27 protein-coding genes and 1 pseudogene are annotated in these 26,324 nt (G+C 64.0%); 9 read left to right on the plus strand and 19 right to left on the minus strand.

Going from position 1 to position 26,324, the window contains the following annotated elements; genetic code table 11:
• Positions 1-48: 48 nt before the first annotated feature.
• Positions 49-1,158 (minus strand): ABC transporter ATP-binding protein, encoded by a 1,110-nt coding sequence (locus DN387_RS01875; protein ID WP_054914752.1) that lies wholly within the window; start codon positions 1,156-1,158, stop codon positions 49-51.
• Positions 1,155-2,075 carry an ornithine carbamoyltransferase gene (gene argF, locus DN387_RS01880; RefSeq protein WP_043861979.1) on the minus strand — a complete coding sequence of 307 codons (921 nt, stop codon included), beginning with the start codon at positions 2,073-2,075 and terminating at the stop codon, positions 1,155-1,157. Before argF ends, DN387_RS01875 begins: the two co-directional genes overlap by 4 nt.
• Positions 2,076-2,465: 390 nt before the next feature.
• On the opposite strand from argF, the gene DN387_RS01885 reads away from it, so the two are divergent.
• Both DN387_RS01885 and grxD read left to right on the plus strand, forming a co-directional pair.
• Entirely contained in the window at positions 2,466-4,574 is a 2,109-nt protein-coding gene (locus DN387_RS01885) for a molybdopterin oxidoreductase family protein (protein WP_054914751.1), read from the plus strand.
• A gap of 92 nt (positions 4,575-4,666) precedes the next feature.
• Positions 4,667-5,002 carry a Grx4 family monothiol glutaredoxin gene (gene grxD, locus DN387_RS01890; RefSeq protein ID WP_038999109.1) on the plus strand — a complete coding sequence of 112 codons (336 nt, stop codon included), beginning with the start codon at positions 4,667-4,669 and terminating at the stop codon, positions 5,000-5,002.
• 140 nt (positions 5,003-5,142) lie between these two features.
• On the opposite strand, the gene bfr is transcribed toward grxD, so the two are convergent.
• Both bfr and DN387_RS01900 read right to left on the minus strand, forming a co-directional pair.
• Positions 5,143-5,613 (minus strand): bacterioferritin, encoded by a 471-nt coding sequence (bfr, locus tag DN387_RS01895; protein WP_043861977.1) that lies wholly within the window; start codon positions 5,611-5,613, stop codon positions 5,143-5,145.
• 201 nt (positions 5,614-5,814) lie between these two features.
• Positions 5,815-6,033, minus strand: a complete 219-nt coding sequence (locus DN387_RS01900) for a bacterioferritin-associated ferredoxin (protein WP_043861976.1) — start codon at positions 6,031-6,033, stop codon at positions 5,815-5,817.
• Between the two features lie 236 nt (positions 6,034-6,269).
• Between DN387_RS01900 and DN387_RS01905 the strand changes: the two genes are divergently transcribed.
• The gene (locus DN387_RS01905) at positions 6,270-6,872 is read left to right on the plus strand and encodes a peroxiredoxin (RefSeq protein ID WP_043861975.1); all 603 of its coding nucleotides are present in this window, start codon (positions 6,270-6,272) and stop codon (positions 6,870-6,872) included.
• A 110-nt stretch (positions 6,873-6,982) separates the two neighbouring features.
• Here the strand turns inward: DN387_RS01905 and rnt are convergent, their stop codons facing one another.
• Entirely contained in the window at positions 6,983-7,594 is a 612-nt protein-coding gene (gene rnt, locus DN387_RS01910) for a ribonuclease T (RefSeq protein WP_173925077.1), read from the minus strand.
• A 53-nt stretch (positions 7,595-7,647) separates the two neighbouring features.
• Positions 7,648-8,694: a dihydroorotase gene (gene pyrC, locus DN387_RS01915; RefSeq protein WP_043861973.1), complete on the minus strand. Its 1,047-nt coding sequence runs from the start codon at positions 8,692-8,694 to the stop codon at positions 7,648-7,650.
• Between the two features lie 131 nt (positions 8,695-8,825).
• Here pyrC and DN387_RS01920 point away from each other — a divergent pair, with 131 nt between their 5' ends.
• Both DN387_RS01920 and DN387_RS01925 read left to right on the plus strand, forming a co-directional pair.
• Entirely contained in the window at positions 8,826-9,794 is a 969-nt protein-coding gene (locus DN387_RS01920; protein WP_043861972.1) for an OmpA family protein, read from the plus strand.
• A 134-nt stretch (positions 9,795-9,928) separates the two neighbouring features.
• Positions 9,929-11,146: an argininosuccinate synthase gene (locus DN387_RS01925; RefSeq protein WP_043861971.1), complete on the plus strand. Its 1,218-nt coding sequence runs from the start codon at positions 9,929-9,931 to the stop codon at positions 11,144-11,146.
• A 51-nt stretch (positions 11,147-11,197) separates the two neighbouring features.
• On the opposite strand, the gene DN387_RS01930 is transcribed toward DN387_RS01925, so the two are convergent.
• Positions 11,198-11,725, minus strand: a complete 528-nt coding sequence (locus DN387_RS01930) for a hypothetical protein (RefSeq protein WP_043861970.1) — start codon at positions 11,723-11,725, stop codon at positions 11,198-11,200.
• Between the two features lie 467 nt (positions 11,726-12,192).
• Here DN387_RS01930 and DN387_RS01935 point away from each other — a divergent pair, with 467 nt between their 5' ends.
• Positions 12,193-12,819, plus strand: a complete 627-nt coding sequence (locus DN387_RS01935) for a response regulator transcription factor (protein ID WP_043861969.1) — start codon at positions 12,193-12,195, stop codon at positions 12,817-12,819.
• A gap of 75 nt (positions 12,820-12,894) precedes the next feature.
• Here DN387_RS01935 and DN387_RS01940 read toward each other — a convergent pair whose 3' ends face one another.
• From DN387_RS01940 to metG, 8 genes and pseudogenes are all read right to left on the minus strand, one after another.
• Positions 12,895-13,074 carry a PA3496 family putative envelope integrity protein gene (locus tag DN387_RS01940; protein ID WP_043861968.1) on the minus strand — a complete coding sequence of 60 codons (180 nt, stop codon included), beginning with the start codon at positions 13,072-13,074 and terminating at the stop codon, positions 12,895-12,897.
• Positions 13,075-13,178: 104 nt separating this feature from the next.
• A complete protein-coding gene (gene nth, locus DN387_RS01945; protein ID WP_054914750.1) occupies positions 13,179-13,817 on the minus strand; it encodes an endonuclease III in 639 nt (212 codons plus the stop codon).
• Positions 13,818-13,821: 4 nt separating this feature from the next.
• Positions 13,822-14,343 carry an Rnf-Nqr domain containing protein gene (locus tag DN387_RS01950; RefSeq protein ID WP_082405709.1) on the minus strand — a complete coding sequence of 174 codons (522 nt, stop codon included), beginning with the start codon at positions 14,341-14,343 and terminating at the stop codon, positions 13,822-13,824.
• Entirely contained in the window at positions 14,336-14,950 is a 615-nt protein-coding gene (locus DN387_RS01955; RefSeq protein ID WP_054914749.1) for an RnfABCDGE type electron transport complex subunit G, read from the minus strand. The genes DN387_RS01950 and DN387_RS01955 overlap by 8 nt, the downstream gene beginning before the upstream one ends.
• A complete protein-coding gene (locus DN387_RS01960; protein WP_054914748.1) occupies positions 14,947-15,930 on the minus strand; it encodes an RnfABCDGE type electron transport complex subunit D in 984 nt (327 codons plus the stop codon). The genes DN387_RS01955 and DN387_RS01960 overlap by 4 nt, the downstream gene beginning before the upstream one ends.
• A 16-nt stretch (positions 15,931-15,946) precedes the next feature.
• Positions 15,947-16,762 (minus strand): annotated as a pseudogene (locus tag DN387_RS01965) (RnfABCDGE type electron transport complex subunit B); the annotation flags it as partial.
• Positions 16,759-17,334 (minus strand): Rnf-Nqr domain containing protein, encoded by a 576-nt coding sequence (locus tag DN387_RS01970; protein ID WP_054914746.1) that lies wholly within the window; start codon positions 17,332-17,334, stop codon positions 16,759-16,761. The gene DN387_RS01970 and the pseudogene DN387_RS01965, both read right to left, overlap by 4 nt.
• A 91-nt stretch (positions 17,335-17,425) precedes the next feature.
• Positions 17,426-19,465, minus strand: coding sequence for a methionine--tRNA ligase (gene metG / locus DN387_RS01975; protein ID WP_043861961.1), 2,040 nt, complete (start codon positions 19,463-19,465; stop codon positions 17,426-17,428).
• 151 nt (positions 19,466-19,616) lie between these two features.
• Here metG and apbC point away from each other — a divergent pair, with 151 nt between their 5' ends.
• On the plus strand, positions 19,617-20,711 hold the full coding sequence (gene apbC / locus DN387_RS01980; RefSeq protein ID WP_054914745.1) for an iron-sulfur cluster carrier protein ApbC: 1,095 nt from the start codon (positions 19,617-19,619) through the stop codon (positions 20,709-20,711).
• 180 nt (positions 20,712-20,891) lie between these two features.
• Here apbC and DN387_RS01985 read toward each other — a convergent pair whose 3' ends face one another.
• Entirely contained in the window at positions 20,892-21,101 is a 210-nt protein-coding gene (locus tag DN387_RS01985; protein WP_008365925.1) for a cold-shock protein, read from the minus strand.
• A 350-nt stretch (positions 21,102-21,451) separates the two neighbouring features.
• On the opposite strand from DN387_RS01985, the gene dcd reads away from it, so the two are divergent.
• Together dcd and DN387_RS01995 are read left to right on the plus strand one after the other, a co-directional pair.
• Entirely contained in the window at positions 21,452-22,018 is a 567-nt protein-coding gene (dcd, locus tag DN387_RS01990; protein WP_028943496.1) for a dCTP deaminase, read from the plus strand.
• Positions 22,019-22,118: 100 nt separating this feature from the next.
• Positions 22,119-22,346, plus strand: a complete 228-nt coding sequence (locus DN387_RS01995) for a hypothetical protein (RefSeq protein ID WP_043861959.1) — start codon at positions 22,119-22,121, stop codon at positions 22,344-22,346.
• Positions 22,347-22,348: 2 nt separating this feature from the next.
• On the opposite strand, the gene pdeM is transcribed toward DN387_RS01995, so the two are convergent.
• The 3 genes from pdeM to DN387_RS02010 form a co-directional block, all read right to left on the minus strand.
• Positions 22,349-23,008 carry a ligase-associated DNA damage response endonuclease PdeM gene (gene pdeM / locus DN387_RS02000; protein WP_100633607.1) on the minus strand — a complete coding sequence of 220 codons (660 nt, stop codon included), beginning with the start codon at positions 23,006-23,008 and terminating at the stop codon, positions 22,349-22,351.
• Entirely contained in the window at positions 23,009-25,468 is a 2,460-nt protein-coding gene (locus tag DN387_RS02005) for a ligase-associated DNA damage response DEXH box helicase (RefSeq protein ID WP_054914744.1), read from the minus strand.
• Between the two features lie 83 nt (positions 25,469-25,551).
• Positions 25,552-26,316 (minus strand): ABC transporter ATP-binding protein, encoded by a 765-nt coding sequence (locus DN387_RS02010; protein ID WP_054914743.1) that lies wholly within the window; start codon positions 26,314-26,316, stop codon positions 25,552-25,554.
• Between the last annotated feature and the right edge of the window lie 8 nt (positions 26,317-26,324).

The following is a 26,324-nucleotide window of genomic DNA, read 5'->3' on the forward strand; positions in this document are numbered from 1 at the left end:
TAGGCCAGGCAATTTCCTGTAGGAGCCAGCCTTGCTGGCGAAGCCTTATCAGAGCGCCGCGCTGTAGCGTCGCACGCCGTTCTCCGCCACCGGCAGTTGTGCCGGCACCGTGCCGGCCACCGGGAACAGCACCAGGTGGTCCGCCGCCACTTCAATGCCCACCTCGCCGCCGACCTGATGGTCGATATGGCTCGGGAAGATCGCTTCGAGCTGGCTGCCGGTACCCAGTTGCAGGCGGTACAGGGTGGACGCACCGAGGAAACTCTTGCCGACGATGCTTGCCTTCAAGGAACTGTGGGGCGCATGCACGATGTCGTCCGGGCGCAGCAGCACATCCACCGCGCTGCCCTGGGGCAGGGTGTAGGCCCGATTGCCGCGCAGTTCGCCCAGTTCGGTCTGCACCGATTCGGGGCTGGTCAGCTGGCCACGGATGAAATAGCCCTGGCCGATAAAGCTGGCCACGAACGGCGTGAACGGTTCGTGGTAGAGGTTGTATGGGGTGTCCCACTGCTCCAGGCGGCCTTCCTTGAACACGCCCACATGGTCGCTGACGGCAAAGGCCTCTTCCTGGTCATGGGTGACCAGGATCGCGCTGGTGCCGCGACTCTTGAGGATGTCACGCACCTCATGACTGAGGCGTCGGCGCAGTTCCACGTCGAGGTTGGAGAACGGCTCGTCCAGCAGCAGCAGTTGCGGCTCGGGTGCCAGGGCACGGGCCAGGGCCACACGCTGTTGCTGGCCCCCGGACAGCTCGTGCGGGTAGCGCCCGCCAAGCTTGTCCAGCTTCACCAGCTCGAGCATTTCATCGACCACCTGGCGCTGGCGCGGGTGCTTGCCGATGCCGAACGCGATGTTCTCGGCCACGGTCAGGTGCGGGAACAGCGCGTAGTCCTGAAACACCATGCCGATGCGGCGCTTCTCCGGGGCCAGGGTGAAGCCGGCCTTGGAGATGACTTCGCCCGCCAGGCTGATCTCGCCCTCGTGCACCGGCTCGAAACCGGCGATGGCGCGCAGCGTGGTGGTCTTGCCGCACCCCGAGGAACCCAGCAGGCAACCGATGTCGCCGGCGTTGAGGTGCAGGTTGAGGTTCTGGACGATGCGCTGCTCGCCATAGCCGCAGGCGAGGTCGCGCAGGTTAAGCAGTAGAGGTTGACTCATGCGTGGTGATAGGCCGGTTCGACAAGATATTCGAGAAGCGCCTTCTGTGCATGCAAGCGGTTTTCGGCCTGGTCCCAGGCGACCGAACGGGGGTCGTCGAGCAGGTCCAGGCTGATTTCCTCGCCACGGTGGGCGGGCAGGCAGTGCATGAACAGGGCATCCGCAGCCGCCAGGTCGAGCAGTTCGCGGTTGACCTGGTAAGGCGCAAACAGCGCCAGGCGCCGTGCAGTTTCCTCCTCCTGGCCCATGGAAGTCCAGACATCGGTGCTCACCAGGTGTGCACCGCGCACGGCGTCCTTGGGGTCGCGCACGATCTGCACGCGCTCGCCGGCCTGGGCCACGAACGCCGGGTTGGGCTCATAGCCCTCAGGGCAGGCGATGCGCAGCTGGAAATCGAACTGGATGGCCGCTTCTATATAGCTGTTGCACATGTTGTTGCCATCGCCCACCCAGGCCACGGTCTTGCCCTGGATCGAGCCGCGGTGTTCGAGGAAAGTCTGCATGTCGGCCAGCAGCTGGCACGGGTGCAGGTCGTCGGACAGGCCGTTGATCACCGGTACCCGCGAATTGGCGGCGAACTCGGTGAGCGTGCTGTGGGCAAACGTACGGATCATCACCGCGTCGAGCATGCGCGACATGACGATGGCGCAGTCACCGATCGGCTCGCCACGGCCCAGCTGGGTGTCGCGTGGCGACAGGAAGATGGCCTGGCCACCGAGCTGGATCATGCCGGCTTCGAACGACAGCCGGGTACGCGTGGACGACTTTTCGAAAATCATGCCCAGCACGCGGTTTTTCAGGGGTTCGAAGAGTACGCCGCGGTTACGCAGGTCCTTCAGCTCGATCCCTCGGCGGATCACACTGACCAGTTCTTCGGCGGTGAAATCCATCAGGGAGAGAAAGTGCCTAGCGCTCATCATTGACTACCTTTTTGCAACAGACCGCAGATCATCAAAAGCCGGTTTTCGAAAACAACGGAAGTGACCTGCGGCGAAAGCCGCACGGGGCGACGAAATAGGGAAAGGCGCAATACTATAATTAAATGTCGCGTCTTACCAAGTGGGGGCTGCGAACTCGACGTTGCCGAATGTGTTGCAAGCCGTTGGGTGACGCTTTTTATTGGGCCGGACAGGCTTTGTACACTGCCCGCCGAGGCCTTTGCAACGCATGCGCGGTACAGGTGCCAGCGCGCCGCGACCATCGCCTTGCCTGATGCCGGGCGATTCACGCCACGAACGTCACTGGCGAGGGGGGCGGGGCAGGGCCATAGTCGAGGTCGCTAATCAGACCCACAACAAGAGGCGGCCATGAGCAAAAGCGTGCATCACCGTGCCTGTCATCTGTGCGAAGCCATCTGCGGCCTGACCCTGGAAGTGGCCCATGAGCCTGGGCAGGCGCCGCGCATCACGTCGATCAAGGGCGATGCGCTGGACACCTTCAGCCGTGGCCATATCTGTCCCAAGGCCGTTGCGTTGCAGGACATCCAGAACGATCCGGACCGCCTGCGTACTCCCATGCGCCGCATCGGCGAGCAATGGCAGGCCATCGGCTGGGACGAGGCGTTCGCGCTGGCCGCCCGGAAGCTCTGGGCCCTGCAGCAGCGCCATGGTCAGAATGCGGTGGCGGTGTACCAGGGCAACCCCAGCGTGCACAACTACGGCCTGATGACCCACAGCAACTATTTCCTGGGCCTGCTCAAGACGCGCAACCGCTTTTCCGCGACCTCGGTCGACCAGTTGCCGCAGCACCTGACCAGCTACCTGATGTACGGCCATGGCCTGCTGTTGCCGATTGCGGACATCGACCATACCGACTTCATGCTGATTCTGGGCGGCAACCCCTTGGCTTCCAACGGCAGCATCATGACTGTGCCCGATGTCGAAAAGCGCCTCAAGGCCCTGCAGGCACGGGGCGGCAAGCTGGTGGTGGTCGACCCGCGGCGCAGCGAGACCGCGGCCATGGCCGACCAACACCTGTTCGTGCGCCCAGGCGCTGATGCGGCGCTGCTGTGCGGGCTGCTCAACACCCTGTTCGAGGAAGGCCTGAGCCGTACCACGCACCTGCCGGTGGCCGGGCTGGACGCGGTACGCGAGGCAATCGCGCCGTTCACAGCCGAAGCCATGGGCCCGCGCTGTGGTATCGAGGCCGAGCAGATCCGCCAGTTGGCCCGCGACTTCGCCGCCGCCGACAAGGCCGTGTGCTATGGGCGCATGGGTATCTCGACCCAGGCTTTCGGCACCCTGTGCCATTGGCTGGTGCAGATGATCAACCTGGTCAGTGGCAATCTGGATCGGGTCGGCGGCGCCTTGTGCACCCAGCCGGCAGTGGACCTGGTGGCCAGTACCAGCGGCGGGCATTTCAACGCCTGGCAGAGCCGTGTGTCGGGCCTGCCCGAGTACGCAGGCGAGCTGCCGGTGGCGGCACTGGCCGAAGAGATGCTGTGCGAGGGCGAAGGGCAGGTGCGCGCACTCGTCACCGTGGCCGGCAACCCGGTGCTCTCCACGCCCAATGGGCGGCAGCTGGAGCAGGCGCTGCAAGGGCTGGAGTTCATGCTCAGCATCGACCTGTACATCAACGAGACCACGCGCCATGCCGACCTGATCCTGCCGTCCACCTCGGCGCTGGAGAACGATCACTACGACACCACCTTCAACCTGCTGGCGGTGCGCAACGTCAGCCGCTTCAACCGGGCGATCCTGCCCAAGCCCGAAGGCGCACTGCACGACTGGGAGATCTTCGTCGGCCTGGCCAAGGCCTTCGCGGCACTGGCCGACAAGCCGCTCAAACCGACCCTGACACCCGCGCAGATGATCGACCTGGGCTTGCGCGGCGGGCCCCATGGCCAGGGCAGCGCGTTCGACCTGTCGCTGCACACCCTCGAGCGCTATCCCCACGGTATCGACCTGGGGCCGTTGCAGCCCAACCTCGGTGCACGGCTGAAAACTGCCAGCCAGTATGTCGAGGCCGCGCCCGCGGTGATCCTGGCCGACCTTCAGCGCTTCGCCGCGCAAGCTTTGCCCCAGGCCACGCAACTGGTGCTGATCGGGCGTCGGCATGTGCGCAGCAACAACTCCTGGATGCACAACTACCATCGCCTGGTGAAGGGCAAGCCGCGCCACCAGCTGCTGATGCATCCCGACGACCTGGCCGGCCGGCACTTGCAGGACGGCCAGCGGGTGCGTGTCAGCTCGCGCGTGGGCAGCATCGAGGTGGAGGTGCTCGCCAGCACCGATATGATGCCCGGCGTGGTCAGCCTGCCACACGGCTTCGGCCATGGGCGGCCAGGCATGCGCCTGGGCATCGCTCAGGCGCAAGCAGGGGCCAGTGCCAACGATCTGACCGACGAGCGTCAGCGCGACGCGGTATCGGGCAATGCGGCGCTCAACGGGGTGGTGGTAGAGGTGGTTGCGGCCTGATATCGGCAAGGCCGAGCGTCACGCTCGGCTTTCCGATACAATGCGTCACCGTGCCGACAACCAGGTCGGAAAGTTCAGCCGCGAGGTGCTTCATGGATATTATCGAAACAATCAAAGAGCAGATTGCCAACAACACCATTCTGCTTTACATGAAAGGCTCGCCGAATGCCCCGCAGTGCGGCTTTTCGGCCAAGGCGGCGCAAGCCGTGATGGGTTGTGGCGAGAAGTTCGCTTACGTGGATATCCTGCAGAACCCGGAAATCCGCGCCAACCTGCCCAAGTACGCCAACTGGCCGACCTTCCCGCAACTGTGGGTGGGCGGTGAGCTGGTCGGCGGCAGCGATATCATGGCCGAGATGTTTGCCAACGGCGAGCTGCAGACCCTGATCAAGGACGCCGCTGCCAAGGCCGAGGCTGCCAAGGCCTGAATCCGGTTTTGCACTGAAGAGCCCCGCATCTGCGGGGCTTTTTTGTGCCTGCCTGGGCCCGGTGGCCGGCAAGGCCGGTTACCCCAGGCGAAAAAAAGCCCCGCACAGGCGGGGCTTTGGTTGCAGCCGGTTGGGCGTGACTACTCGCCCATCTGCGACTGCAGGTAGTTTTCCAGGCTGACCTTGTCGATCAGGCTCAACTGGGTTTCCAGCCAGTCGATATGCTCTTCCTCGGCCTCGAGGATGTCTTCGAGCAGTTCGCGGCTGCCGAAGTCGCCCACGGTCTCGCAATGCGCAATCGCCGCCTTCAGGTCGATCAGGCCTTTCTGCTCCAGGCGCAGGTCGCACTCGAGCATTTCCTTGGTGTGTTCGCCAATCAGCAGCTTGCCCAGGTCCTGGACGTTGGGAATACCTTCGAGAAACAGGATGCGCTTGATCAGTTTGTCAGCGTGTTTCATCTCGTCGATGGATTCTTTGTATTCGTGCTTGCCGAGCTTTTCCAGACCCCAGTCTTCGTACATGCGCGCATGCAGGAAGTATTGGTTGATTGCGACCAGCTCGTTTCCGAGGATCTTGTTGAGATGCTGGATGACGCTAACGTCGCCTTTCATGATGGGGTCCTGCCCTGCGTAAGTGTGTCGATAAGCACGAGTCTGAGCCCGACAACTTCCAGTGTCAAACCTAAGTTATTGAATAATAAATGAAAATTAATCGGAATAAGAATGTTTGTGTTCCGCGTTTTAAGCCTAACTACTTGAATTGCAGGCATAAAAAAACCGGACACGAGGTCCGGTTCTTCAAATTCGCTGTTTTCAGGCTGCGGTAAATTCTACCGGATAAGGCAGGGCGGCCTGGCTGACCTGCAGTTTGGTCAGGGTTTCACGTACCACTTCCTTGGCCAGGCAGGCACATTTGCCGCACTGGGTGCCCACGTTGGTGGCGGCACGGACTTCCTTGTAGCTGCAGCATCCTTCGTAAATCGCATCGCGGATCTGTCCGTCGGTAACACCAACACAAAGACACACATACATAAGGGAGACCATCGCTGGTAAAGGCTTGATGTCGGGGAGCTTAATGCTAATGAGAATGCTTGTCAAAGTACCTTGTGCAGAGGCCCGTTCCAGAGCGACCGGCGGTCAGTCTGGCAGTGGGCTGGCATTCGCTCGGCGCACGGCGTCGGTCGGTGTATGATGGGCAGTTCTTGTGTCATGCCAGCGGACCTGCGGGTCGGCTGCGCAAACCATTCAATACCATCAGGAGATATCGAATGAGCGTGCTCGTAGGCAAAAACGCCCCGGACTTCACCGTACCTGCAGTACTGGGCAACGGCGAGATCGTCGACAGCTTCAACCTGGCTTCGGCTATCAAGGGCAAGTACGGCCTGGTGTTCTTCTACCCACTGGACTTCACCTTCGTCTGCCCGTCCGAGCTGATCGCCCTGGATCACCGCATGGACGACTTCAAGGCGCGCAACGTTGAAGTGATCGCCGTTTCGATCGACTCGCACTTCACCCACAACGCCTGGCGCAACACCCCGATCAACGCCGGCGGTATCGGCCCGGTCAAATACATCATGGCTGCCGACCTCAAGCACGAAATCGCCCAGGCCTACGACGTCGAGTCCGAAGGCGGCGTGGCCTTCCGTGGCGCGTTCCTGATCGACGACAAGGGTGTTGTCCGTTCGCAGATCGTCAACGACCTGCCGCTGGGCCGCAACATGGAAGAGCTGATCCGTCTGGTCGACGCGCTGCAATTCCACGAAGAGCACGGCGAAGTCTGCCCTGCCAACTGGAAAAAAGGCGACAAGGGCATGACCGCTTCGCCAGAAGGCGTTGCTGCCTACCTGAGCGAGAATGCTGGCAAGCTGTAAGCGCCACGCATGAAAAAACCGGCCCTGGTGGCCGGTTTTTTTATGCCTGTTCGCCAGCAAGGCTGGATCCTGCGTCGCGTAGCGTCTGCAGGCGCCGGCCGGCGAAGCGGTCAGTCGCGAAAGTCCTGCCAGCCGCCCATTTCCTTCCAGCGATTGACGATGCCGCAGAACAGCTCGGCCGTCTTCTCGGTGTCGTAGCGCGCCGAGTGTGCCTCCCGCCCGTCAAAGTCGATGTCGGCACTCTGGCAGGCCCGCGCCAGCACGGTCTGACCATAGGCCAGGCCAGCCAGGGTGGCGGTGTCGAAGCTGGAGAACGGGTGGAAGGGGTTGCGCTTCATGTCGTGGCGCGCCACGGCCGCGTTGAGGAAGCCCAGGTCGAAACTGCTGTTGTGCCCCACCAGGATCGCGCGCTTGCAGCCATTGGCCTTGAGGGCCTTGCGCACGCCGCGGAAGATGTCGGTCAGCGCCGACTCTTCGCTGACCGCCATGCGCAGCGGGTGATCGAGCTTGATGCCGGTGAAGTCCAGGGCCGCCTGTTCGATATTGGCGCCCTCGAAGGGTTCGACGCGGAAGAAATAGGTGTGCTCCGGGAACAGGAAGCCCTTTTCGTCCATGCCGATGGTGACTGCGGCTATTTCCAGCAGTGCATCGGTGGCGCAGTTGAAACCACCGGTTTCAACATCCACCACCACCGGCAGGTAGCCGCGAAAGCGCTCTGCCATCGGATGGCGCGAACCGCCGCCTTGACCTTCCTGGTCGTCTTCGTAATCGTCGCTCACACAGTCTCCTCCAGCAGGCGCCAGCGCAGTTGCTCACCGGCGCGCAGCGGGATGACAGTCTGCTCGCCGAACGGCAGGCTGCCTGGGGCGGTCCAGCTTTCGCGGACCAGGGTAATGTGGTCGGTGTTCGCCGGCAGGCCGTAGAACGCCGGGCCATGCAGGCTGGCGAAACCTTCCAGCTTGTCCAGCGCGTTGCGCTGTTCGAACGCCTCGGCGTACAGCTCGATGGCGGCGAACGCGGTGTAGCAGCCGGCACAGCCGCAGGCGGCTTCCTTGGCATGCTGGGCGTGGGGCGCCGAATCGGTGCCGAGGAAGAACTTGCTGCTGCCGCTGGTGGCTGCGTCGAGCAGAGCCACCTGGTGGGTGTTGCGCTTGAGGATCGGCAGGCAGTAGAAGTGCGGGCGAATACCGCCCACCAGCATGTGGTTGCGGTTGTACAGCAGGTGCTGGGCGGTGATGGTTGCGCCGACGTTGGCCGGGGCCTCGTTGACGAACTGCACGGCTTCGGCAGTGGTGATGTGCTCGAACACCACTTTGAGCGTGGGGAAGCGCTCGACCACACGGCGCAGATGCTCGTCGATGAACAGCTTCTCGCGATCGAACACGTCGATCTCGGGGCGGGTCACTTCGCCGTGCACCAGAAGTGGCATGCCCACCTCGGCCATGGCTTCGAGCACCGGGAAAATCTTGTCGACGCTGGTCACGCCGGAGTCCGAGTTGGTGGTCGCGCCGGCCGGGTACATCTTGGCGGCATGCACGAATCCGCTGGCCTTGGCCGCGCGAATGTCCTCGGGCTGGGTGCGGTCGGTGAGGTACAGCACCATCAGCGGTTCGAAGCGGCTGCCGGCAGGGCGGGCGGCCAGGATGCGCTGGCGATAGGCGTCGGCTTCGGCAGTGTTGCGTACCGGCGGTACCAGGTTGGGCATGATGATGGCGCGGGCAAAGGTGCGCGCCACGTCGCCGACGGTATGGGGCAATACAGCGCCATCGCGAAGATGGATGTGCCAGTCGTCGGGACGCAGGAGGGTCAGGCGGTCGGACATTGGGGATTCCAGGCGGTTCGAACTCCCGGTGAATGCTACCGGAAAAGCCCGATCCGAGCACTCGCTATCAAGTTTTGCGCAGGGCGTCCGATAGCTTGCAGGTATGCCGTAAGAAATTTGTGGAGCCGCCCGTGCGCCAGCGTTACCTAGCCCTGCTCAGTATGTTTGCCAGCCTGCCGGCCGTGGCACTCACCTTCCAGACTCGCGTGGAGAACGTCGAGTGGAAGGTCGAGGGCGATCAGTTCGAATGCCGGCTGATCCAGCCGATCGCCGATTTCGGCAGCGGTGAGTTCGTGCGCCGCGCGGGCGAGCAGGCCACCTTCCAGCTACGCTCCACCAGCAATGTGCTGGGCGCCGGCTCCGCGACCCTGCTGGCCGCCGCCGCACCGTGGCAGCCCGGGCGTGGCGACATCAACCTGGGCGCGGTGCGCATGGCGCGCAGCGGCGTGCTGTTCAACAGCTCCCAGGGCCAGGCCAGCCGGCTCATCAATGGCCTGCTGGACGGGCGCAGCACCGTGGTGCGCAACTACACCGGCGAAGCCGGGCGCAGCATGGAAGTGCGCGTGCTGCCGGTGAAGTTCAACCGTGCCTACGGTGACTACCAGGCCTGTGCGGCCAAGCTGCTGCCGATGAACTATGACCAGGTGCGCCAGGCACGCGTGGGCTTTCCGGGCGGCGGTATCGATCTGGATGCCGATGCACGTGCCCGCCTGGACGTGATCATCGACTTCCTCAAGGCCGACCCCACGGTCAACCACATCGAGCTCGATGGCCACTCCGACAACAGCGGCAACCGCCTGACCAACCGCGACCTCTCGCGTCGCCGCGCCCTGGCGGTGCAGGACTACCTCAAGGCCCATGGCATCCCCGAAGAGCAGATCACCGTGCGCTTTCATGGCGAGCGCTATCCGCTGGCGGCCAATACCAATGCCGCCAATCGGGCACGCAACCGCCGGGTGAACATCCAGCTCGACCGCGTCACCCCGGTCGAGAAGCCCGCAGAGGTTGCCCCGCACAAGCCTGCCGAACCGGCAGCGACCCCGCCTGCGCCGGCACCCACGCAGACGCCGGCCGCCCAGGCAGGCAAACCCGCCGCCTGATTCGACGGTGCGACCGCCGGTCGCGCCGACGACAATTTCTGTCGCTTTGTCGTCACAAGCTGTCGCCCCACTGTAAATTCTGCGGTAAGGCCGGTAGAATCACCGGCTTTCCGTACAACCCGTGGAGTGATGGCATGGCGGACGTAAAAAAGGTCGTACTGGCGTATTCCGGCGGCCTTGATACTTCGGTGATTCTCAAGTGGCTGCAAGATACCTACAACTGTGAAGTGGTGACGTTCACCGCCGATCTGGGGCAGGGCGAGGAGGTCGAACCGGCCCGCGCCAAGGCTCAGGCCATGGGTGTCAAAGAGATCTACATCGATGACCTGCGAGAAGAATTCGTCCGCGATTTCGTGTTCCCGATGTTCCGCGCCAACACCGTCTACGAAGGCGAGTACCTGCTGGGTACTTCCATCGCACGTCCGCTGATCGCCAAGCGTCTGATCGAGATCGCCAACGAAACCGGCGCCGACGCCATTTCCCATGGCGCCACCGGCAAGGGCAACGACCAGGTGCGTTTCGAGCTGGGTGCCTACGCGCTCAAGCCAGGCGTCAAGGTCATCGCCCCATGGCGCGAGTGGGACCTGCTCTCGCGCGAGAAGCTGATGGACTACGCCGAGAAGCACGGTATCCCGATCGAGCGTCACGGCAAGAAGAAGTCGCCGTACTCGATGGACGCCAACCTGCTGCACATCTCCTACGAGGGCGGCGTGCTGGAGGATACCTGGACCGAGCACGAAGAAGACATGTGGCGCTGGACCAAGTCGCCAGAAAACGCCCCTGACGTTCCGACCTACCTGGAACTGACCTACCGCAACGGCGACGTCGTGGCGCTGGACGGCGTCGAGATGACTCCGGCCACCGTCCTGGCCACCCTGAACCGCATCGGCGGCGAGAACGGCATCGGTCGCCTGGACATCGTCGAGAACCGCTATGTGGGCATGAAGTCCCGTGGCTGCTACGAAACCCCGGGCGGCACCATCATGCTGCGCGCGCACCGTGCGATCGAGTCCATCACCCTGGACCGCGAAGTGGCTCACCTCAAGGATGAGCTGATGGCCAAGTACGCCAGCCTGATCTACACCGGCTACTGGTGGAGCCCTGAGCGTCTGATGCTGCAACAGATGATCGATGCTTCGCAGTTGAACGTGAACGGTGTGGTTCGCCTGAAGCTGTACAAGGGCAACGTGATCGTCACCGGTCGCAAGTCTGACGATTCGCTGTTCGATGCCAACATCGCCACCTTCGAAGAAGACGGCGGCGCCTACAACCAGGCCGACGCGGCGGGCTTCATCAAGCTCAACGCACTGCGCCTGCGCATTGCCGCGAACAAGGGCCGCTCACTGGTGTGAGGGGCGCTTGAACGAAAGGAACCCGGCCTGAGGCCGGGTTTTTTTATGCGTTCATTGCGGTGGCTCGGCGCCCAGGGCATGGGTGGTCAGTGTGGTCTGCGTGCCGGTTTCAAGGTTGTGGATGACCAGCGTGCCCAGCCTGGGCTGTTGCGTGATGGCCTGAGTGACAAGGTATTCGATCAGCGATGTGCTGTGTGCACCGGAAATGACGATGGTCGAGATAGCGGGTGCCATGGCGTCGCAACCCAGGGGTGGGGCTTGTGTGGTCAATTGTGCAAAGGCAGAACGGGCAGGCGGCAGGTGACTTTCACGTTGTTCTGAAGTTGGCCAGTCTTTGGGTTCATCCTGAACTTCAGGCGTGTCCTCGTTGTACTCCGGGCAATACAGCGTCTTGCTGTTGAAGTTGAGCGTCAGGAAAAACAGGATTGTCAGAAAGGGTGGAAAGCCCACCAGAAACCACGTGTAGATACCCTGGCTGTCTTCGCCAAGAAAGGGCAGTGAGGCCAACGCAGAGGCTTCGATGATACCCGCGAAAATAGCAATGATCGTCAGTGGGCTTTTCGGTTCGACGTTGCTCATGTACGTGCCTGCTGCTCGGCGTGAGCGCTGTTTCGTGGGCGCAAGGGTCAGGGTTCGCATTGTTTTTGGAACCACTATGCGGCCTGGGTACTTCGGTGTTCAGGGGGTTATGGATCGTCCTCAGGAAATACTTCGGTGCAACTTCGACGCGATAAAACGCCGTGACAGGATTGATACCCGGGTTAGTCAAATATCACGGATATTTCCTGCGTGCGGGCGAGCGTTGTCATATGGAACGTGGCGAGAGTGCGGTGTTAGTGTTTGTTCGCACTGCATGCACGCCTCGAACGACGCAATGATTGTTTCTGCTTAACGCCTGCTATCAGGAAGTTTTGTAGGAATAATCTTCTATTTAGGTAGGTCTGGTCTTGTCGTGCAACTGTCAAGGAAGCTGCAATGCACTATGCCGGTTGACTAGGCTATTGTGCGGGCTCAAAAAATCGAACAGCGAAAATTGGATTTTGCCCATGAATAAAGTGCTGATCGTGGATGATCATCCGGTCATTCGCCTGGCTGTACGCATGCTGATGGAGCGGCATGGCTATGAAGTTGTCGCAGAGACCGACAACGGAGTGGACGCGCTGCAGCTGGTCAAGAAACACCTGCCCGATATCGTGATACTGGATATCGGCATGCCCAAGCTCGATGGGCTGGAGGTCATCGCAAGGTTGACCTCCAATGACGTGAACATAAAGGTACTGGTGCTGACCTCACAGGCACCTGGGCATTTTTCGATGCGGTGCATGCAGGCGGGCGCCGCGGGTTATGTCTGCAAGCAGCAGGACCTTACCGAGCTGCTCAGCGCCATCAAGGCGGTCCTCTCCGGTTACAGCTACTTCCCCAACCAGGCCCTGCACTCGGTGCGTTCGAACCTTGGCGGTTCCAGCGAAGCGGATATGGTCGAACGTCTGTCGGGGCGGGAGATGATGGTGCTGCAGCAACTGGCACGCGGCAAGACCAACAAGGAGATTGCCGACGGCATGTTTCTGAGCAACAAGACGGTGAGTACCTACAAGACGCGCCTGTTGCTCAAGCTCAATGCGCGCTCCCTGGTGGACCTTATCGAACTGGCCCAGCGTAACGGCCTGGTGTGAACCAGACCTTGCCAGGGCGACTGCCTGGCCCATGCATGCGCTAGAGACGGCCCGCCCGCGACCTGAAGTGGGCCGTCAAAGATCGAAGTCGTAATCGGCCAACTGCTTTTGCAGGCGGCGTTCTTCCAGCATGTTGTCGATGGTGCGACGCTTGCTGAGGTTGGTCTTCGCCGTTTCGGGCGGGCTTTCCGTTTCCTGTTCGTCTGCCGTGTCCGGCTCGACGTCGATATCCAGCTCTTCGTTATCGGTGCTCATAAGTCACTCCATGCCAAGAGGGCTATTGGCGCACCTTATAGCGATATTTTCAGAGCCGGTAAAAAAGATTTTTTCAATCGTGCGCAACCGATTCAACTATTTGTTCAATCGTCGGAGGTTTTTTGCGGGTACTCGCAAAGGTCCTCGATACGGCAGCTTCCACAGCGTGGCTTGCGCGCCTGGCATACATAGCGCCCATGCAGTATCAGCCAGTGGTGCGCATCCAGCAGATAGTCCTTGGGCACAAACTTCATCAATGCCTTTTCCACCTCCAGCACCGTCTTGCCGGGGGCGATACGGGTGCGGTTGCTGACCCGGAAGATATGCGTGTCCACCGCCATGGTCGGCTGGCGAAATGCGGTGTTGAGCACCACGTTGGCCGTCTTTCTGCCCACCCCGGGCAACGCTTCGAGGGCTTCGCGGGTTTGCGGCACTTCGCCGCCGTGGCGCTCGATCAGCAGGCGACAGGTTTCGATGACGTTCTTGGCCTTGCTGTTGTACAGGCCGATGGTCTTGATGTAGCTGGACAACCCTTCAACGCCCAGGTCGTAGATGGCCTGGGGCGTGTTGGCCTCCGGGTACAGGCGTGCAGTGGCCTTGTTGACCCCCACGTCGGTGGATTGCGCCGAGAGGATGACCGCGATCAGCAGTTCGAAGGGGGTGGTGTAGGCCAGCTCGGTCTTCGGGTCCGGGTTGTCTTCGTGCAGCCTGCGAAAGATTTCCAGGCGTTTGGCAGCATTCATGGGCTCAGAGGCTTCCTTGACGGCTAGAGGGGGCCGGCTTGCGCCGCACCCGGTTGAAAATGGCCAGTAGCAGGCCCAGCAGGATCAGTGCGCCCGGGGTCAGTTGGGCCAGGCGCAGCCCGGCAGAGCCCAGCAGTTCGCGGCACAGGCCCAGCAGCAGGTGCACTGTACACAAGCCGATGACCAGCAGCAGGCCTTGCGCGACGCCGCGATGGCGCTCGAAGCTCTGCTCCAGCAGCACGCATTGCAGTGCGATCAGCGCCGGGTAGATGCCCAGTTGCGCGTGAACCTCCAGGGCCCAGGCGCGCAGGCTCAGCTCCAGGCAGGTCACCAGCATCGCCGCCAGCAGCACGCTGACCAGCGTGGTCTGCAGCCCTTGCAGCAGCGGGCGCAAGGGCGTCATGCACAACCGGTGCAGGCACAGGCTCACCAGGCTGAACAACGCCACCGCTGCGGCCTGGGCCAGGGTCTGGCTGGCGCCCAGCATCGGGGCCAGGCTGAGGATGAGCAGGCTGCGGCTATTCATGTTCACCGGTACCCAGCAGATAGTGGGAGTGTTCGTCGAAGTAGCGCAGGGCATCGTGCACCGCCCGGATCACTGCGCGGGAGGTCACGCTGGCGCCGGCCAGCTGGTCGAACTGGCCGGCATCGCGCTTGAGGGCCCAGGCCGGATCGGGGGTGTCCGCCAGCGTGCGGCCCTCGAACCCGCGTAGCCAGGTGTTGCCCGGTTCACTCAACTTGCCGCCAAGCCCTGGCGTTTCCTGGTGCTGCAGCACCCGGGTGGCCAGCAGGCGGCCGTGGCTGTCGATGGCGATCAGCAGGTCCAGTGGCCCCGCATAGCCCTGAACCCGGCTGTGCAGCACCACGGCGCTGGGCTGGCCGAGCAGGGTCGCGCGGTAGCCGGCCAGCAGGGTGCTATGGGCCAGGGTCGGTGCGGGCAGTGCGAGGGGGCGTTGCAGCGGCTGGTTGTCGTAGCGCTCTGCCGGCAGCACGCTCAGCAGGCTCCTGGCCTTGAGCTGCAGTTCAGCCTGGCTGATACGCGCGGCGTTCAACTGCGCCCAGCCAATGGCGCAGCCGATGGCCAGGCACGCCACGGCCGCCACCAGCAGCACTGCACGCGCCCGGGGGGTCATGCCGGCTGCCCTTGGCGCCGCGCGGCCCAGCGTTCGAGCGCCGGCACGCACAGGTTCATCAGCAGCACGGCGAACGCGCTGCCGTCGGGATAGCTACCCCAGGTACGGATCAGATAGACCAGCACGCCCACCCCGGCGCCGAACAGCAGGCGTGCGCTGGCCGCCCTGGGGCCGCTGACCGGTTCGGTGACGATGAAGAATGCGACGAACAGGCTGGAGCCGGCCAGCAGGTGAAACAGCGGCGAGCCATTGGAGTCGGAGCCCGAGCCGTTCCAGCCCAGCAGGCTCATGATGAACAGGCTGCCCAGCATGGCCACCGGGGCATGCCAGCTGAACACCTTGCGCTGCAGCAACAAAAGGCCGCCGGCCAGGAAGGCCAGGGCGACCCACTCGCTGCCCGCGCCGGCGAATCGGCCGAAGGCCGGGTGCTGGCCGAACAGTTCTTCGATGGTCAGGCTCTGGTTGTGGCGCACCACATCCAGCACCGTCGCCTGGGCCCAGGCGTCGGGTCGGACGGCCAAGCCGAACACCGCTTCGAGGCTGGTGCCCAGGTCCAGCGGTTGCGGCCCGGGCCACTGGGTCATCTGGGCCGGAAAGCTGACCAGGGCCACGGCATAGCCGAGCATGGCCGGGTTGAACGGATTCTTGCCAAGCCCGCCGTACACATGCTTGCCCAGGGCCAGGGCGCTTGCGCTGGCAATCACCGGCACCCACCAGGCGAGGTAGGCCGGCAGGGCGATGGCCAGCAGCGTGGCGCTGACCAGGGCGCTGCCATCGCCCAGTGCAGCACGCACCGGGCGGCGCTGGGCGCGCAGCAGCACCGCTTCGGTCGCCAGCGCCGCGGTGGTGGTCAGCAGCAGGTTGAGCAGGGTGCCCCAACCGTGCAGCCAGGTCAGTGCCAGCAAGCCGGGCAGGCACGCCAGCAGCACCAGGCGCAGGCTGGCGCGCAGGCGTTCGCCCGGGTCAGGCGCGGGCAGCATCGCTTACCGCCAGCAGTGATTCCAGGTGAGCCTGGGCCTGTTGCTGCGCTTGCTGCAGGTCAGCCAGTTGCGCTTGCTGCGCCGGGCTTGGCGAGTCGCCAAAGGCTGTGCGCGCCTTGGTCAGCTGGGCGCGACTCATGGCCGCGGCAATCTTGGCCTTTTTCAGCGCCGCATCGGCGGCTGCAGCCTTTTGCGCCTGCACCCGCGCAATCGCGGCCTTGATCGGGTCGTCGGCCGGCACCGCAGCCGCCGCGTTCGGGGCGGGCCGCTGGCTGCGCGCGATGCGTTCGGCCTGCTTGCGCGCCTCTTCGCGTTGCAGGCGCTGGGCACGCTGCTCGAAGCGGTGGCGTGCATGGCTGCGCCGGGCGGCGCGGGCGAGCTGCTGTGGCCGGGTGTCCGCCAGGCCGCCGACGATCGGCACGATGGGGCTGTCGGCAGGCAGTGGCAGCAGGTCGATGCAGTCGACCGGGCAAGGCGCCACGCACAGGTCGCAGCCGGTGCATTCGGCGCTGATGACTGTGTGCATCAGCTTGGCGGCGCCGACGATGGCGTCCACCGGGCAGGCCTGGATGCATTTGGTGCAACCGATACATTCGGCCTCGCGAATGAAGGCGACCTGGGCGGGCGCACTGCCGCGGTCGGTATCCAGGGCAATCACCGGCACCTGCAGCAGTGCTGCCAGTACGGCAATGGTCTCGCTGCCGCCGGGTGGGCACTTGTTGATCGCCTCGCCCGCCGCCAGCCCCTGGGCGTAAGGCTGGCAGCCGGCATGACCGCACTTGCCGCATTGGGTCTGGGGCAGCAGGGCGTCGATGCGTTGAATCAGGCTCATGAGGTGAACAGTCCGTTGAAACCGAGAAAGGCCAGGGCCATGATCCCTGCGCCGATCAGCTCGATGGGCAGGCCGCGCAAGGCCACGGGGGCCGCGTCGCTGCGTTGGCGCAGGTCGTCGAACAGGCACAGCGCCAGCCAGAAGCCCAGGCCGCCGCCCAGGCTCAGGGCCAGGGTGGCGAACGGGTCGAGCGTGGCATCGCTGGCTTGCAGGGCAAGGCCCAGGACGGCGGCATTGCCCAGCAGCAAGGGTTTGAGGCCGGTGAACGGCCAGTGTGGCAGTTGGCGTTGCAACCGGTTCAGCACCGGCGCTGCCAGCAGAACGCACAGCGGCAGGAACACGAACAGGCGCAGGTGCTCCAGTTGCAGCGGGCGCAACCCGTAGCGGTAAAGCAACTGCCCCGGTACGACCGCCAGCACCATCAGCACCAGCGTCGCCAACCCCAGTGCGTGCACCCGGCGACGTGACGCCGGCTCGACGGGCTGCAGCAGCGGGTCGAGCGCGAGGGCCTGGTGCAACACGAGGTTGTTGACCAGCGCAGCGCTGATAAGGGTAAGGAGCAGTTCGGTCATGGGCGCGCCACAGGCAAGAGGCTGTGCGCCATTATCCGGCAATCACGGTGCAATGAGAACGCCCCGGCCGGTCAGGGTCGGGGCGTGGCACTTACTTGATGCGCTGACCCGGCTTGGCGCCGCTGTCAGGGCTGAGCAGGTAGATCTCCTCGCCGCCAGGGCCTGCGGCCATGACCATCCCCTCGCTCACGCCAAAGCGCATTTTGCGTGGCTTGAGGTTGGCGATCATCATGGTCAGACGACCTTCCAGCTTGCTCGGGTCCGGGTAGGCGGACTTGATGCCGGAGAACACGTTGCGCTGCTCGTCACCGATGTCCAGGGTCAGGCGCAGCAGCTTGTCGGCCCCTTCCACGGCTTCGGCCTTGAGAATCAGTGCTACCCGCAGGTCGACGGCGGCAAAGGTGTCGAAGTCGATCTCGGCCGACAGCGGGTCCTTGGTCAGTTCGCCGTTGCCGGTGACCACGCTGGTCTGGCTGGCGGCCAGGTCCTGCTTGGAAGCGTCGACCATGGCTTGCACCTTGACCGGGTCGATGCGGGTCATCAATGCCTTGAACGGGTTCAGCTGGTGGTTCTCGAGACGGCTCTGGTGGTCGTTCCAGGTCAGCGGCGCGACGTTCAGGAACGCCTCGGCGTCGCTGGCCAGTTGCGGCAGCACCGGCTTGAGGAAGATCACCAGCTGGCGGAACAGGTTGATGCCCTGGGCGCACACGGCCTGCACTTCGTCCTGCTTGCCTTCCTGCTTGGCCAGCGACCACGGGGCCTTGTCGGCAATCCAGGCGTTGGCGCGGTCGGCCAGGCCCATGATTTCGCGCATCGCACGGGCGAAGTCGCGGCCTTCGTAGGCGTCGGCGATACCCGGTGCCGCAGCCAGGAAGGCCTCGGTCAGCTCCGGTGCGGCGTCGCCGGCCACCATCACGCCGCCGTTGCCCTTGTGGATGAACCCTGCGCAGCGGCTGGCGATGTTGACCACCTTGCCGATCAGGTCCGAGTTGACCTTCTGCACGAAGTCTTCCAGGTTCAGGTCCAGGTCATCCACGCCACGGCCCAGCTTGGCCGCGTAGTAGTAGCGCAGGTATTCCGGCGACAGGTGGTCGAGGTAGGTGCGCGCCTTGATGAAGGTGCCACGGGACTTGGACATCTTCTGGCCGTTGACCGTCAGGTAGCCGTGCACGTTGATTGCGGTCGGCTTGCGGTAGCCGGCGCCTTCGAGCATGGCCGGCCAGAACAGCGCGTGGAAGTTGACGATGTCCTTGCCGATGAAGTGGTACAGCTCGGCGCTGGAGTCTTTTTTCCAGTAGGCGTCGAAGTCCAGTTCCGGCGTGCGGTCGCACAGGTTCTTGAAGCTGGCCATGTAGCCGATCGGCGCGTCCAGCCACACATAGAAGTACTTGCCCGGCTCGCCCGGGATCTCGAAGCCGAAGTACGGCGCATCACGGGAGATGTCCCATTCCTGCAGGCCGGAATCCAGCCATTCGGCCAACTTGTTGGCCACGGCGTCCTGCAGTGTGCCGCTGCGGGTCCACTGCTGCAGCATGGCCTGGAAGTCGGGCAGCTTGAAGAAGAAGTGCTGGGAGTCCCTGAGCACCGGGGTGGCGCCGGAGATGGCCGACTTGGGGTTCTTCAGTTCGGTCGGCGCGTAGGTGGCGCCGCATTTTTCGCAGTTGTCGCCATACTGGTCGTCGGCCGCGCATTTGGGGCAGGTGCCCTTGATGAAGCGGTCGGCCAGGAACATCTGCTTGTCGGGGTCGAAATACTGGGTGACCGAGCGCGTGGCGATATGCCCGGCGTCACGCAGTTTCAGGTAGATCTGGCTCGACAGCTCGCGGTTTTCGTCGGCGTGGGTCGAATGGTAGTTGTCGAACTCCACCAGAAAGTCGGCAAAGTCGCCGCAGTGCTCGGCCTGCACGTTCGCGATCAGTTGCTCGGGGGTAATGCCTTCTTTCTCGGCGCGCAGCATGATCGCCGAACCGTGCGCGTCGTCGGCGCACACGTAGGTGCACTGGTTGCCGCGGTACTTCTGGAAGCGCACCCACATGTCTGTCTGAACGTACTCGAGCATGTGGCCAAGGTGGATCGACCCGTTGGCATAGGGCAGGGCGCTGGTGACGAGAATCTGGCGTGGCTCGGACATGGGGGCTCGGCTACTTTCGGCTACAGGGTATGAACGGTGATCGGCCACTATAAAACGATGGGAAATATATTTCACCCCATGGACGTATCTGCCGTTGTTTCACGGGTTAGCATAGCGACCTGTTTCATTCAGTCTTTTATCGGGAGTCTCCATGAGCGCCGTCACTCGCGCAGCGGTTGAAACCGTCCTTCGCCAATACACCGACCCTTACCTGAACCAGGACCCGGTCAGCGCCGGGTGTGTGCGCAGCATCGATATCCAGGGCGACCGGGTCAGCGTGACCCTGGAGCTGGGCTATGCCGCCGGCCTGTTCAAGAACGGCTGGGCCCAGGTGCTGCAGACCGCCGTCGAGGGGATCGAGGGCGTGGCCTCGGCACAGGTCGAGATCACCTGTGTGATCGCCGCGCACAAGGCCCAGGCGCAGATTCCGGGCCTGGCCAACGTCAAGAACATCGTGGCCGTTGCCTCGGGCAAGGGCGGTGTGGGCAAGTCCACCACCGCCGCCAACCTGGCCCTGGCCCTGGCCCGTGAAGGGGCGCGGGTGGGTATCCTGGATGCCGACATCTATGGCCCCAGCCAGGGCGTGATGTTCGGTATCGCCGAAGGGACCCGGCCGCAGATCCGCGACCAGAAGTGGTTCGTGCCGTTGCGTGCGCATGGCGTGGAAGTCATGTCGATGGCGTTTCTTACCGACGACAACACGCCGATGGTATGGCGTGGCCCGATGGTCTCCGGTGCGTTGCTGCAACTGGTGACCCAGACCGCCTGGGACAACCTCGACTACCTGGTGATCGACATGCCGCCGGGCACCGGCGACATCCAGCTGACCCTGGCGCAGAAGGTGCCGGTGGCCGGTTCGGTGATCGTGACCACGCCGCAGGACCTTGCGCTGCTGGACGCGAAAAAGGGTGTGGAGATGTTCCGCAAGGTGAGTATCCCGGTGCTGGGCGTGGTCGAGAACATGGCCGTGCATATCTGCTCGAACTGCGGGCATGCCGAGCACCTGTTCGGTGAAGGTGGTGGCGAGAAGCTGGCGGCGCAGTACGGTGTGGAGCTGCTGGCTTCGCTGCCCCTGTCGATGCTGATTCGCGAGCAGGCCGACAGCGGCAAGCCGACCGCGATTGCCGAGCCTGAAAGCCAGATTGCCATGGTGTACCAGGACCTGGCACGGCAGGTGGGGGCGCGCATCGTGCTGCAGGAAGCGGCGGCGCCGGCGATGCCCAATATCACCATCAGCGAAGACTGAGTCGATACCCTCGCCTGTGTAGGAGCCGGCGTTGTCGGCGAAGGGCCCACTGCTTCACCAGGCAGGCACTGCGGTGTTGCCTTCGCCGGCAACGCCGGCTCCTACGGGCAGCCCCACCGGCAAGGCAAAAAAAAGCCCCGCCGGTGAGGGCAGGGCTTTTTTCAAGCAGTGAAGCGCAAGTTAGATAACTTGTACTTCTTCAGCTTGCATGCCTTTCTGGCCGCGGGTAGCGACGAAAGAGACCTGCTGGCCTTCTTTCAGGCTTTTGAAGCCGTCAGCTTGAATGGCTTTGAAGTGTACGAACAGGTCGTCACCGGATTGTGGGGTGATGAAGCCGAAGCCTTTTTCATCGTTGAACCACTTAACGGTACCGGTTTGGCGATTGGACATGGTCTGTCTCCTTGGACAAAGTTAATTACGGCTCAGGAAACGCCCTGGCCGAGACTGAGTGCAAAGAGGCAGAAAATTCATGAAGATGGGTTGATCGAGATCTTGCATCAGGTAGAGATTCTCAGTGACACGTGCAGCACAGTGGCGTCACCATAACCCTTTTTCCAGAACGTGCCAATGGTCTTGTTCAGCTTTCGTGCAATTCAAGACTGACGGCGCCGCGATACCCCGCGCGGGCCCCGTATGACGCGGATCTTGCCGCCAACACCGCACGGAACTTTGAACCCGGCGCCGGGCCCGGTAAGATGCCCCACAGAATTTCTTCACCACGCTATTTCAGGACACCCGCCATGAGCATCAAATCGGACAAGTGGATTCGCCGCATGGCGCAGGAACACGGCATGATCGAGCCCTTCGTCGAGCGTCAGGTACGCGGCGAAAGCGACAACCGGCTGATCTCCTTCGGCGTCTCCAGCTACGGCTACGACGTGCGCTGCGCCGACGAGTTCAAGGTGTTCACCAACATCAATTCGGCCACCGTCGATCCGAAAAACTTCGACGCCGGCAGCTTCGTCGACGTCAAGAGCGACGTGTGCATCATCCCGCCCAACTCCTTCGCCCTGGCGCGCACCGTCGAGTACTTCCGCATCCCGCGCAACGTGCTGACCATCTGCCTGGGCAAGAGCACCTATGCCCGTTGCGGCATCATCGTCAACGTCACCCCGCTCGAGCCGGAGTGGGAAGGCCACGTGACCCTGGAGTTCTCCAACACCACCACCCTGCCGGCCAAGATCTACGCCAACGAAGGCGTGGCGCAGATGCTGTTCCTGGAGTCCGACGAAGAGTGCGAAGTGTCCTATAAGGACCGCGGCGGCAAGTACCAGGGCCAGCGTGGTGTGACCCTGCCGCGCACCTGAGCCGACGAAGCGAGGGAATTACTCGCCGGCAAGGCACTCCAAGCAGATGAACCGTCCCGGCACGCCAGGAGGCGTGTCGGACTTCGCTCAGGAGCCGCCTATGAAACTCGACCCCTCAATCAGCGCCAAACTTGCCGTGCTGCAGCCCAATCAGATCGGGCTGGTGGCCTGGTCATTGCTCGCGCAGCCGCCACTGATGCAGGCCGGTGGCGTCCCCGGCCAGCCTGGCCCGGACACCCCGTCGCCGGCGCAGCCAGGCGATAACCCGCCGATGGAACCGGGTGAACCCACACTCCCTGATGAACCGCCACCGGCACCGGTTGCCTGAGCCTAGGGCTTGACCGGCCATACCTGCGCGTCTGCCGTCAGGTACACGCGCTCACCCGGCTGAGGCTGCACTGCCCAGCCGCCGGTGAAGTCCCCGAAGGCCGGCAGCAGGCCGAGCCGTTCGCCGATCACGAAGCAGGGCAGGCGCAGGCGTTGCCGCGCGCGCCCCCGCAGCACATACACCGGATGTACGTGGCCGGCCAGCACCAGGTGCGTGGCATGGGGCTCGGGCTCGTGCTGCAAGGCGAACGGCCCCAGCAGCAGCGGGCCGTCAAGCACATCGATGCGCAGCCCCTCGGGCGGGTCGCCGGCATGCAGGTCGTGGTTGCCGCGTATCAGCGTGATCTTCAGTCGGGCGTGCTGCTCCCGCCATTGTCGCACGCGTTCCAGCGTGGCCGCGGCGCGGCCGGTGCGTGCGTGCAGAAAGTCGCCCAGCACGATCAGCTCTTCGCATGGGTAGCTGGTCAGCAGCCGGTCCAGGCGTTGCAGGGTCGATTGCGTGGTGCCGCGGGGCACGGGCAGGTGCTGGGCGCGAAATGCCGCCGCCTTGCCGATATGCACATCGGCCACCAGCATCACCCTGCGCGCCGGCCAGTACAGCGCCTTGTCCCCCAGCAGCCAGAGCTGCTCGCCGTGTACGTCGATGTTCAGGCAGTGACTCATTCAGCGCTCCCGGCTCGCGGCCTTTTCCAGGTCGGCGACCATGCGGGCGATGCGGTCGGCGAGCTTTTCCGTGCTCAGGGTTTCGCGCATGCCTTCCACCAGCAGCGGAAAGGCCAGCGGGCCCGGGCGCGCAAGCGGCTGCAGATGCAGGCGCAAACCGCCCAGCCGGCTCAGTACCTGCGCCAGGCGGTCGATCTCAAGCTCTGCGTTCAGCACCTCGTCACGGGCCTGGCCCAGCAGCAGGTTGCCCGCGTCGTGCTGGCGGAACACCTCGAAGAACAGGCCGCTGGACGCCTGGATCTGCCGGGTGCTCTTGTGCGAGCCGGGATAACCGCCGAACACCAGCCCGGAGATCTGCGCAATTTCGCGAAAACGGCGCATGGCCATTTCGCCGGCATTCAGGCTGGCCAGCACGTCCTCGAGCAGTTCATCGGGGCTCAGCAGATCCGGCAGCATGGCCGCCCACGGCACTTCGCCAGGGCACAGCAGTTCCAGGCCGTAGTCGTTCACCGCAATCGAGAAACTCGCCGGCTGGCTGCGGCTGTAGCGCCACGCCAGCAGGCTGGCCAGCCCAAGGTGGGTGGTGCGCCCGGCAAATGGATAGAGAAACAGATGGCAGCCCTGACGCGAGGTCCAGGTCTCGGCCAGCAGCATGTCGTGGGTGGGGATCACCGACCAGCGCCGCTGCAGCTCCAGCAATGGCTTGACCGCCTGCATGGCCGGCCCGTGGTAGCGACCGTGCGCGGCGCTGTCGAGCTGCTCGACCACGGCCCTGGCCAGCTCGCTGGAAAGCGGCATGCGCCCGCCGTTCCAGCGTGGTACGGCAGGTTTGCGTGCGGTGCTGCGACGCACATAGGCGGTCATGTTGTCGATGCGCACCAGCTCCAGCGTGCGCCCGGCGAACAGGAAGGCATCGCCCGGGCGCAGGCGGGCAACGAAGGCTTCCTCGACACTGCCCAGGTTGCGCCCGCCGCCTCCCTTGCTCCAGAACTTCAGCTGGATGCTCGCATCGCTGACGATGGTGCCGATGCCCATGCGGTGGCGACGCGCCAGGCGCGCGTTGGCCACCCGCCATACCCCGTCCGGCGCTTCGATGACCCGGTGATAGTCAGGGTAGGCGCCCAGCGAGGCACCGCCGTTGCGCACGAATTCCAGCGCCCATTGCCACTGTTCGTCGCGCAGGTGCCGATAGGCCCAGGTGCTGCGCACTTCCTCGAGCAGTTGCGCGGGGCGAAACCCGGCCCCCAGGGCCATGCTCACCAGGTGCTGCACCAGCACATCCATGCACAGCGCCGGAGAGCGCCTTGCCTCTATCTGGCGTGCTGCCACGGCCTCGCGGGCGGCGGCGGCCTCCACCAGCTCCAGGCTGTGGGTCGGTACCAGGGTCACCCGCGAAGGGCGGCCCGGCGCGTGCCCCGAGCGTCCGGCGCGCTGCATCAGACGCGCCACGCCCTTGGCCGAGCCGATCTGCAACACCCGTTCGACGGGCAGAAAATCCACCCCCAGGTCGAGGCTTGAGGTACATACCACTGCCTTGAGCTGGCCCTGTTTCAGGCTCTGCTCGACCCAGTTGCGGGTTTCGCGGGCCAGCGAGGCGTGATGCAGGGCAATGATGCCGGCCCAGTCGGGGCGCGCCTCCAGCAGCGCCTGATACCACAGCTCGGCCTGGGCGCGGGTGTTGGTGAACACCAGGCAACTGCTGCTGCGCGCCACCTCATCGCGCACCTGCGCGAGCATCTTGAGCCCCATGTGCCCGGCCCAGGGGAAGCGCTCGATGGCTTCGGGCAGCAGGGTATCGACCTCGATGCGCTTGTCCTGGCGGCCTTGCACCAGGCAACCGCCCTCGGGCAGCAGCACGTCGCGGGCATGCTCCAGGTTGCCCAGGGTGGCCGAGATGCCCCATACGATCAGGCCCGGGTGCCAGCGGCGCAGGCGCGCCAGGGCCAACTGCAGCTGTACACCGCGCTTGTTGCCGAGCAGTTCGTGCCATTCGTCCACCACCACCAGGCGCAGGCTGGCGAACTCGCTCTGCGCCGCATCGCGGGTCAGCAGCAGGGTCAGGCTTTCGGGGGTGGTGATCAGGGCACTGGGCAGGCGCCGGCTCTGGCGGGCACGCTCGGCGCTGGAGGTGTCGCCGCTGCGCACGCCCAGGCTCCAGTGAATCTGCAACGCGTCCAGTGGCGCCTGCAAGGCCCGCGCGGTATCGGCGGCCAGGGCGCGCATGGGGGTGATCCACAGCACTTGCAGCGGTGCCGGGTGCTTGGCGCGTGGCGTGTCCTGGGCATGGAGGTGTTGCAGCGCGGCCAGCCACAGGGCGTAGGTTTTGCCGGCGCCGGTGCTGGCATGCAGCAACCCGGATTCGCCGCGGGCGACGGCGGCCCACACGCGCTTCTGAAAGGCGAAGGGCTTCCAGCCACGGGTGGCAAACCAAGGGCCAGCAAGGTCGGACGGTTTACGCATGCCGGGGCCGCTTGTGGGCAGTGGGTGTGTCTTCACAGACCATCAATGCCCGGCATTAGTTTTAGCGGGTGACAATCGTCGCGTTATTTGAGGTTGCCACTCAGGAACTGGCGCAGCCGCTCGCTCCTGGGGTTGCCCAGCACATCGGCCGGTGCGCCCTGTTCCTCCACCAGCCCCTGATGCAGGAACAGCACCTGGCTCGATACCTGCCGTGCAAAGCTCATTTCGTGGGTCACCATGATCATGGTGCGGCCTTCCTCGGCCAGCCCCTGGATCACCCGCAGCACTTCCCCCACCAGCTCCGGGTCCAGCGCCGAAGTCGGCTCGTCGAACAGCATCACCTCCGGCTCCATTGCCAGCGCCCGCGCGATCGCCACCCGCTGCTGCTGGCCACCGGACAGGAACGCCGGGTACTGGTCTGCCACCCGGGGCGCCAGGCCTACCTTGTCCAGGTAGGCACGTGCCCGTTCCTCGGCCTCGTGCCGGCTTACCCCCAGCACCCGGCGCGGCGCCATGCTGATGTTCTCCAGCACGCTCAGGTGGCTCCACAGGTTGAAATGCTGGAACACCATGGCCAGGCGCGTGCGGATACGCTGCAGCTCGTCGGCATCGGCCACGCGCAGGCCGTGGCGGTCGTGCACCATGCGCACCGGCTGGCCGTCCAGGGTCATGCTGCCCTCGTCGGGCTGTTCGAGAAAATTGATGCAGCGCAGAAAGGTGCTCTTGCCCGAGCCACTGGCGCCGATCAGGCTGATCACGTCGCCGGTGCTGGCCTGCAGTGAAACGCCCTTGAGCACATGGTGCTCGCCGTAGCGCTTGTGCAGGCCTTCGATGGTCAGTTTGTACATGCACGGCC

Source organism: Pseudomonas sp. FBF18, assembly GCF_024261405.1.
Taxonomy (GTDB): Bacteria; Pseudomonadota; Gammaproteobacteria; order Pseudomonadales; family Pseudomonadaceae; genus Aquipseudomonas; species Aquipseudomonas palmensis.

What these genes read in the sequence shown, in the direction of transcription:
- DN387_RS01875 (WP_054914752.1), bottom strand. Translation starts at nt 1,158, where the DNA reads ATGAGTCAACCTCTACTGCTTAACCTGCGCGACCTCGCCTGCGGCTAT.
- argF (WP_043861979.1), bottom strand. Translation starts at nt 2,075, where the DNA reads ATGAGCGCTAGGCACTTTCTCTCCCTGATGGATTTCACCGCCGAAGAA.
- DN387_RS01885 (WP_054914751.1), top strand. Translation starts at nt 2,466, where the DNA reads ATGAGCAAAAGCGTGCATCACCGTGCCTGTCATCTGTGCGAAGCCATC.
- grxD (WP_038999109.1), top strand. Translation starts at nt 4,667, where the DNA reads ATGGATATTATCGAAACAATCAAAGAGCAGATTGCCAACAACACCATT.
- bfr (WP_043861977.1), bottom strand. Translation starts at nt 5,613, where the DNA reads ATGAAAGGCGACGTTAGCGTCATCCAGCATCTCAACAAGATCCTCGGA.
- DN387_RS01900 (WP_043861976.1), bottom strand. Translation starts at nt 6,033, where the DNA reads ATGTATGTGTGTCTTTGTGTTGGTGTTACCGACGGACAGATCCGCGAT.
- DN387_RS01905 (WP_043861975.1), top strand. Translation starts at nt 6,270, where the DNA reads ATGAGCGTGCTCGTAGGCAAAAACGCCCCGGACTTCACCGTACCTGCA.
- rnt (WP_173925077.1), bottom strand. Translation starts at nt 7,594, where the DNA reads ATGGCAGAGCGCTTTCGCGGCTACCTGCCGGTGGTGGTGGATGTTGAA.
- pyrC (WP_043861973.1), bottom strand. Translation starts at nt 8,694, where the DNA reads ATGTCCGACCGCCTGACCCTCCTGCGTCCCGACGACTGGCACATCCAT.
- DN387_RS01925 (WP_043861971.1), top strand. Translation starts at nt 9,929, where the DNA reads ATGGCGGACGTAAAAAAGGTCGTACTGGCGTATTCCGGCGGCCTTGAT.
- DN387_RS01930 (WP_043861970.1), bottom strand. Translation starts at nt 11,725, where the DNA reads ATGAGCAACGTCGAACCGAAAAGCCCACTGACGATCATTGCTATTTTC.
- DN387_RS01935 (WP_043861969.1), top strand. Translation starts at nt 12,193, where the DNA reads ATGAATAAAGTGCTGATCGTGGATGATCATCCGGTCATTCGCCTGGCT.
- DN387_RS01940 (WP_043861968.1), bottom strand. Translation starts at nt 13,074, where the DNA reads ATGAGCACCGATAACGAAGAGCTGGATATCGACGTCGAGCCGGACACG.
- nth (WP_054914750.1), bottom strand. Translation starts at nt 13,817, where the DNA reads ATGAATGCTGCCAAACGCCTGGAAATCTTTCGCAGGCTGCACGAAGAC.
- DN387_RS01950 (WP_082405709.1), bottom strand. Translation starts at nt 14,343, where the DNA reads ATGAATAGCCGCAGCCTGCTCATCCTCAGCCTGGCCCCGATGCTGGGC.
- DN387_RS01955 (WP_054914749.1), bottom strand. Translation starts at nt 14,950, where the DNA reads ATGACCCCCCGGGCGCGTGCAGTGCTGCTGGTGGCGGCCGTGGCGTGC.
- DN387_RS01960 (WP_054914748.1), bottom strand. Translation starts at nt 15,930, where the DNA reads ATGCTGCCCGCGCCTGACCCGGGCGAACGCCTGCGCGCCAGCCTGCGC.
- DN387_RS01970 (WP_054914746.1), bottom strand. Translation starts at nt 17,334, where the DNA reads ATGACCGAACTGCTCCTTACCCTTATCAGCGCTGCGCTGGTCAACAAC.
- metG (WP_043861961.1), bottom strand. Translation starts at nt 19,465, where the DNA reads ATGTCCGAGCCACGCCAGATTCTCGTCACCAGCGCCCTGCCCTATGCC.
- apbC (WP_054914745.1), top strand. Translation starts at nt 19,617, where the DNA reads ATGAGCGCCGTCACTCGCGCAGCGGTTGAAACCGTCCTTCGCCAATAC.
- DN387_RS01985 (WP_008365925.1), bottom strand. Translation starts at nt 21,101, where the DNA reads ATGTCCAATCGCCAAACCGGTACCGTTAAGTGGTTCAACGATGAAAAA.
- dcd (WP_028943496.1), top strand. Translation starts at nt 21,452, where the DNA reads ATGAGCATCAAATCGGACAAGTGGATTCGCCGCATGGCGCAGGAACAC.
- DN387_RS01995 (WP_043861959.1), top strand. Translation starts at nt 22,119, where the DNA reads ATGAAACTCGACCCCTCAATCAGCGCCAAACTTGCCGTGCTGCAGCCC.
- pdeM (WP_100633607.1), bottom strand. Translation starts at nt 23,008, where the DNA reads ATGAGTCACTGCCTGAACATCGACGTACACGGCGAGCAGCTCTGGCTG.
- DN387_RS02005 (WP_054914744.1), bottom strand. Translation starts at nt 25,468, where the DNA reads ATGCGTAAACCGTCCGACCTTGCTGGCCCTTGGTTTGCCACCCGTGGC.
- DN387_RS02010 (WP_054914743.1), bottom strand. Translation starts at nt 26,316, where the DNA reads ATGTACAAACTGACCATCGAAGGCCTGCACAAGCGCTACGGCGAGCAC.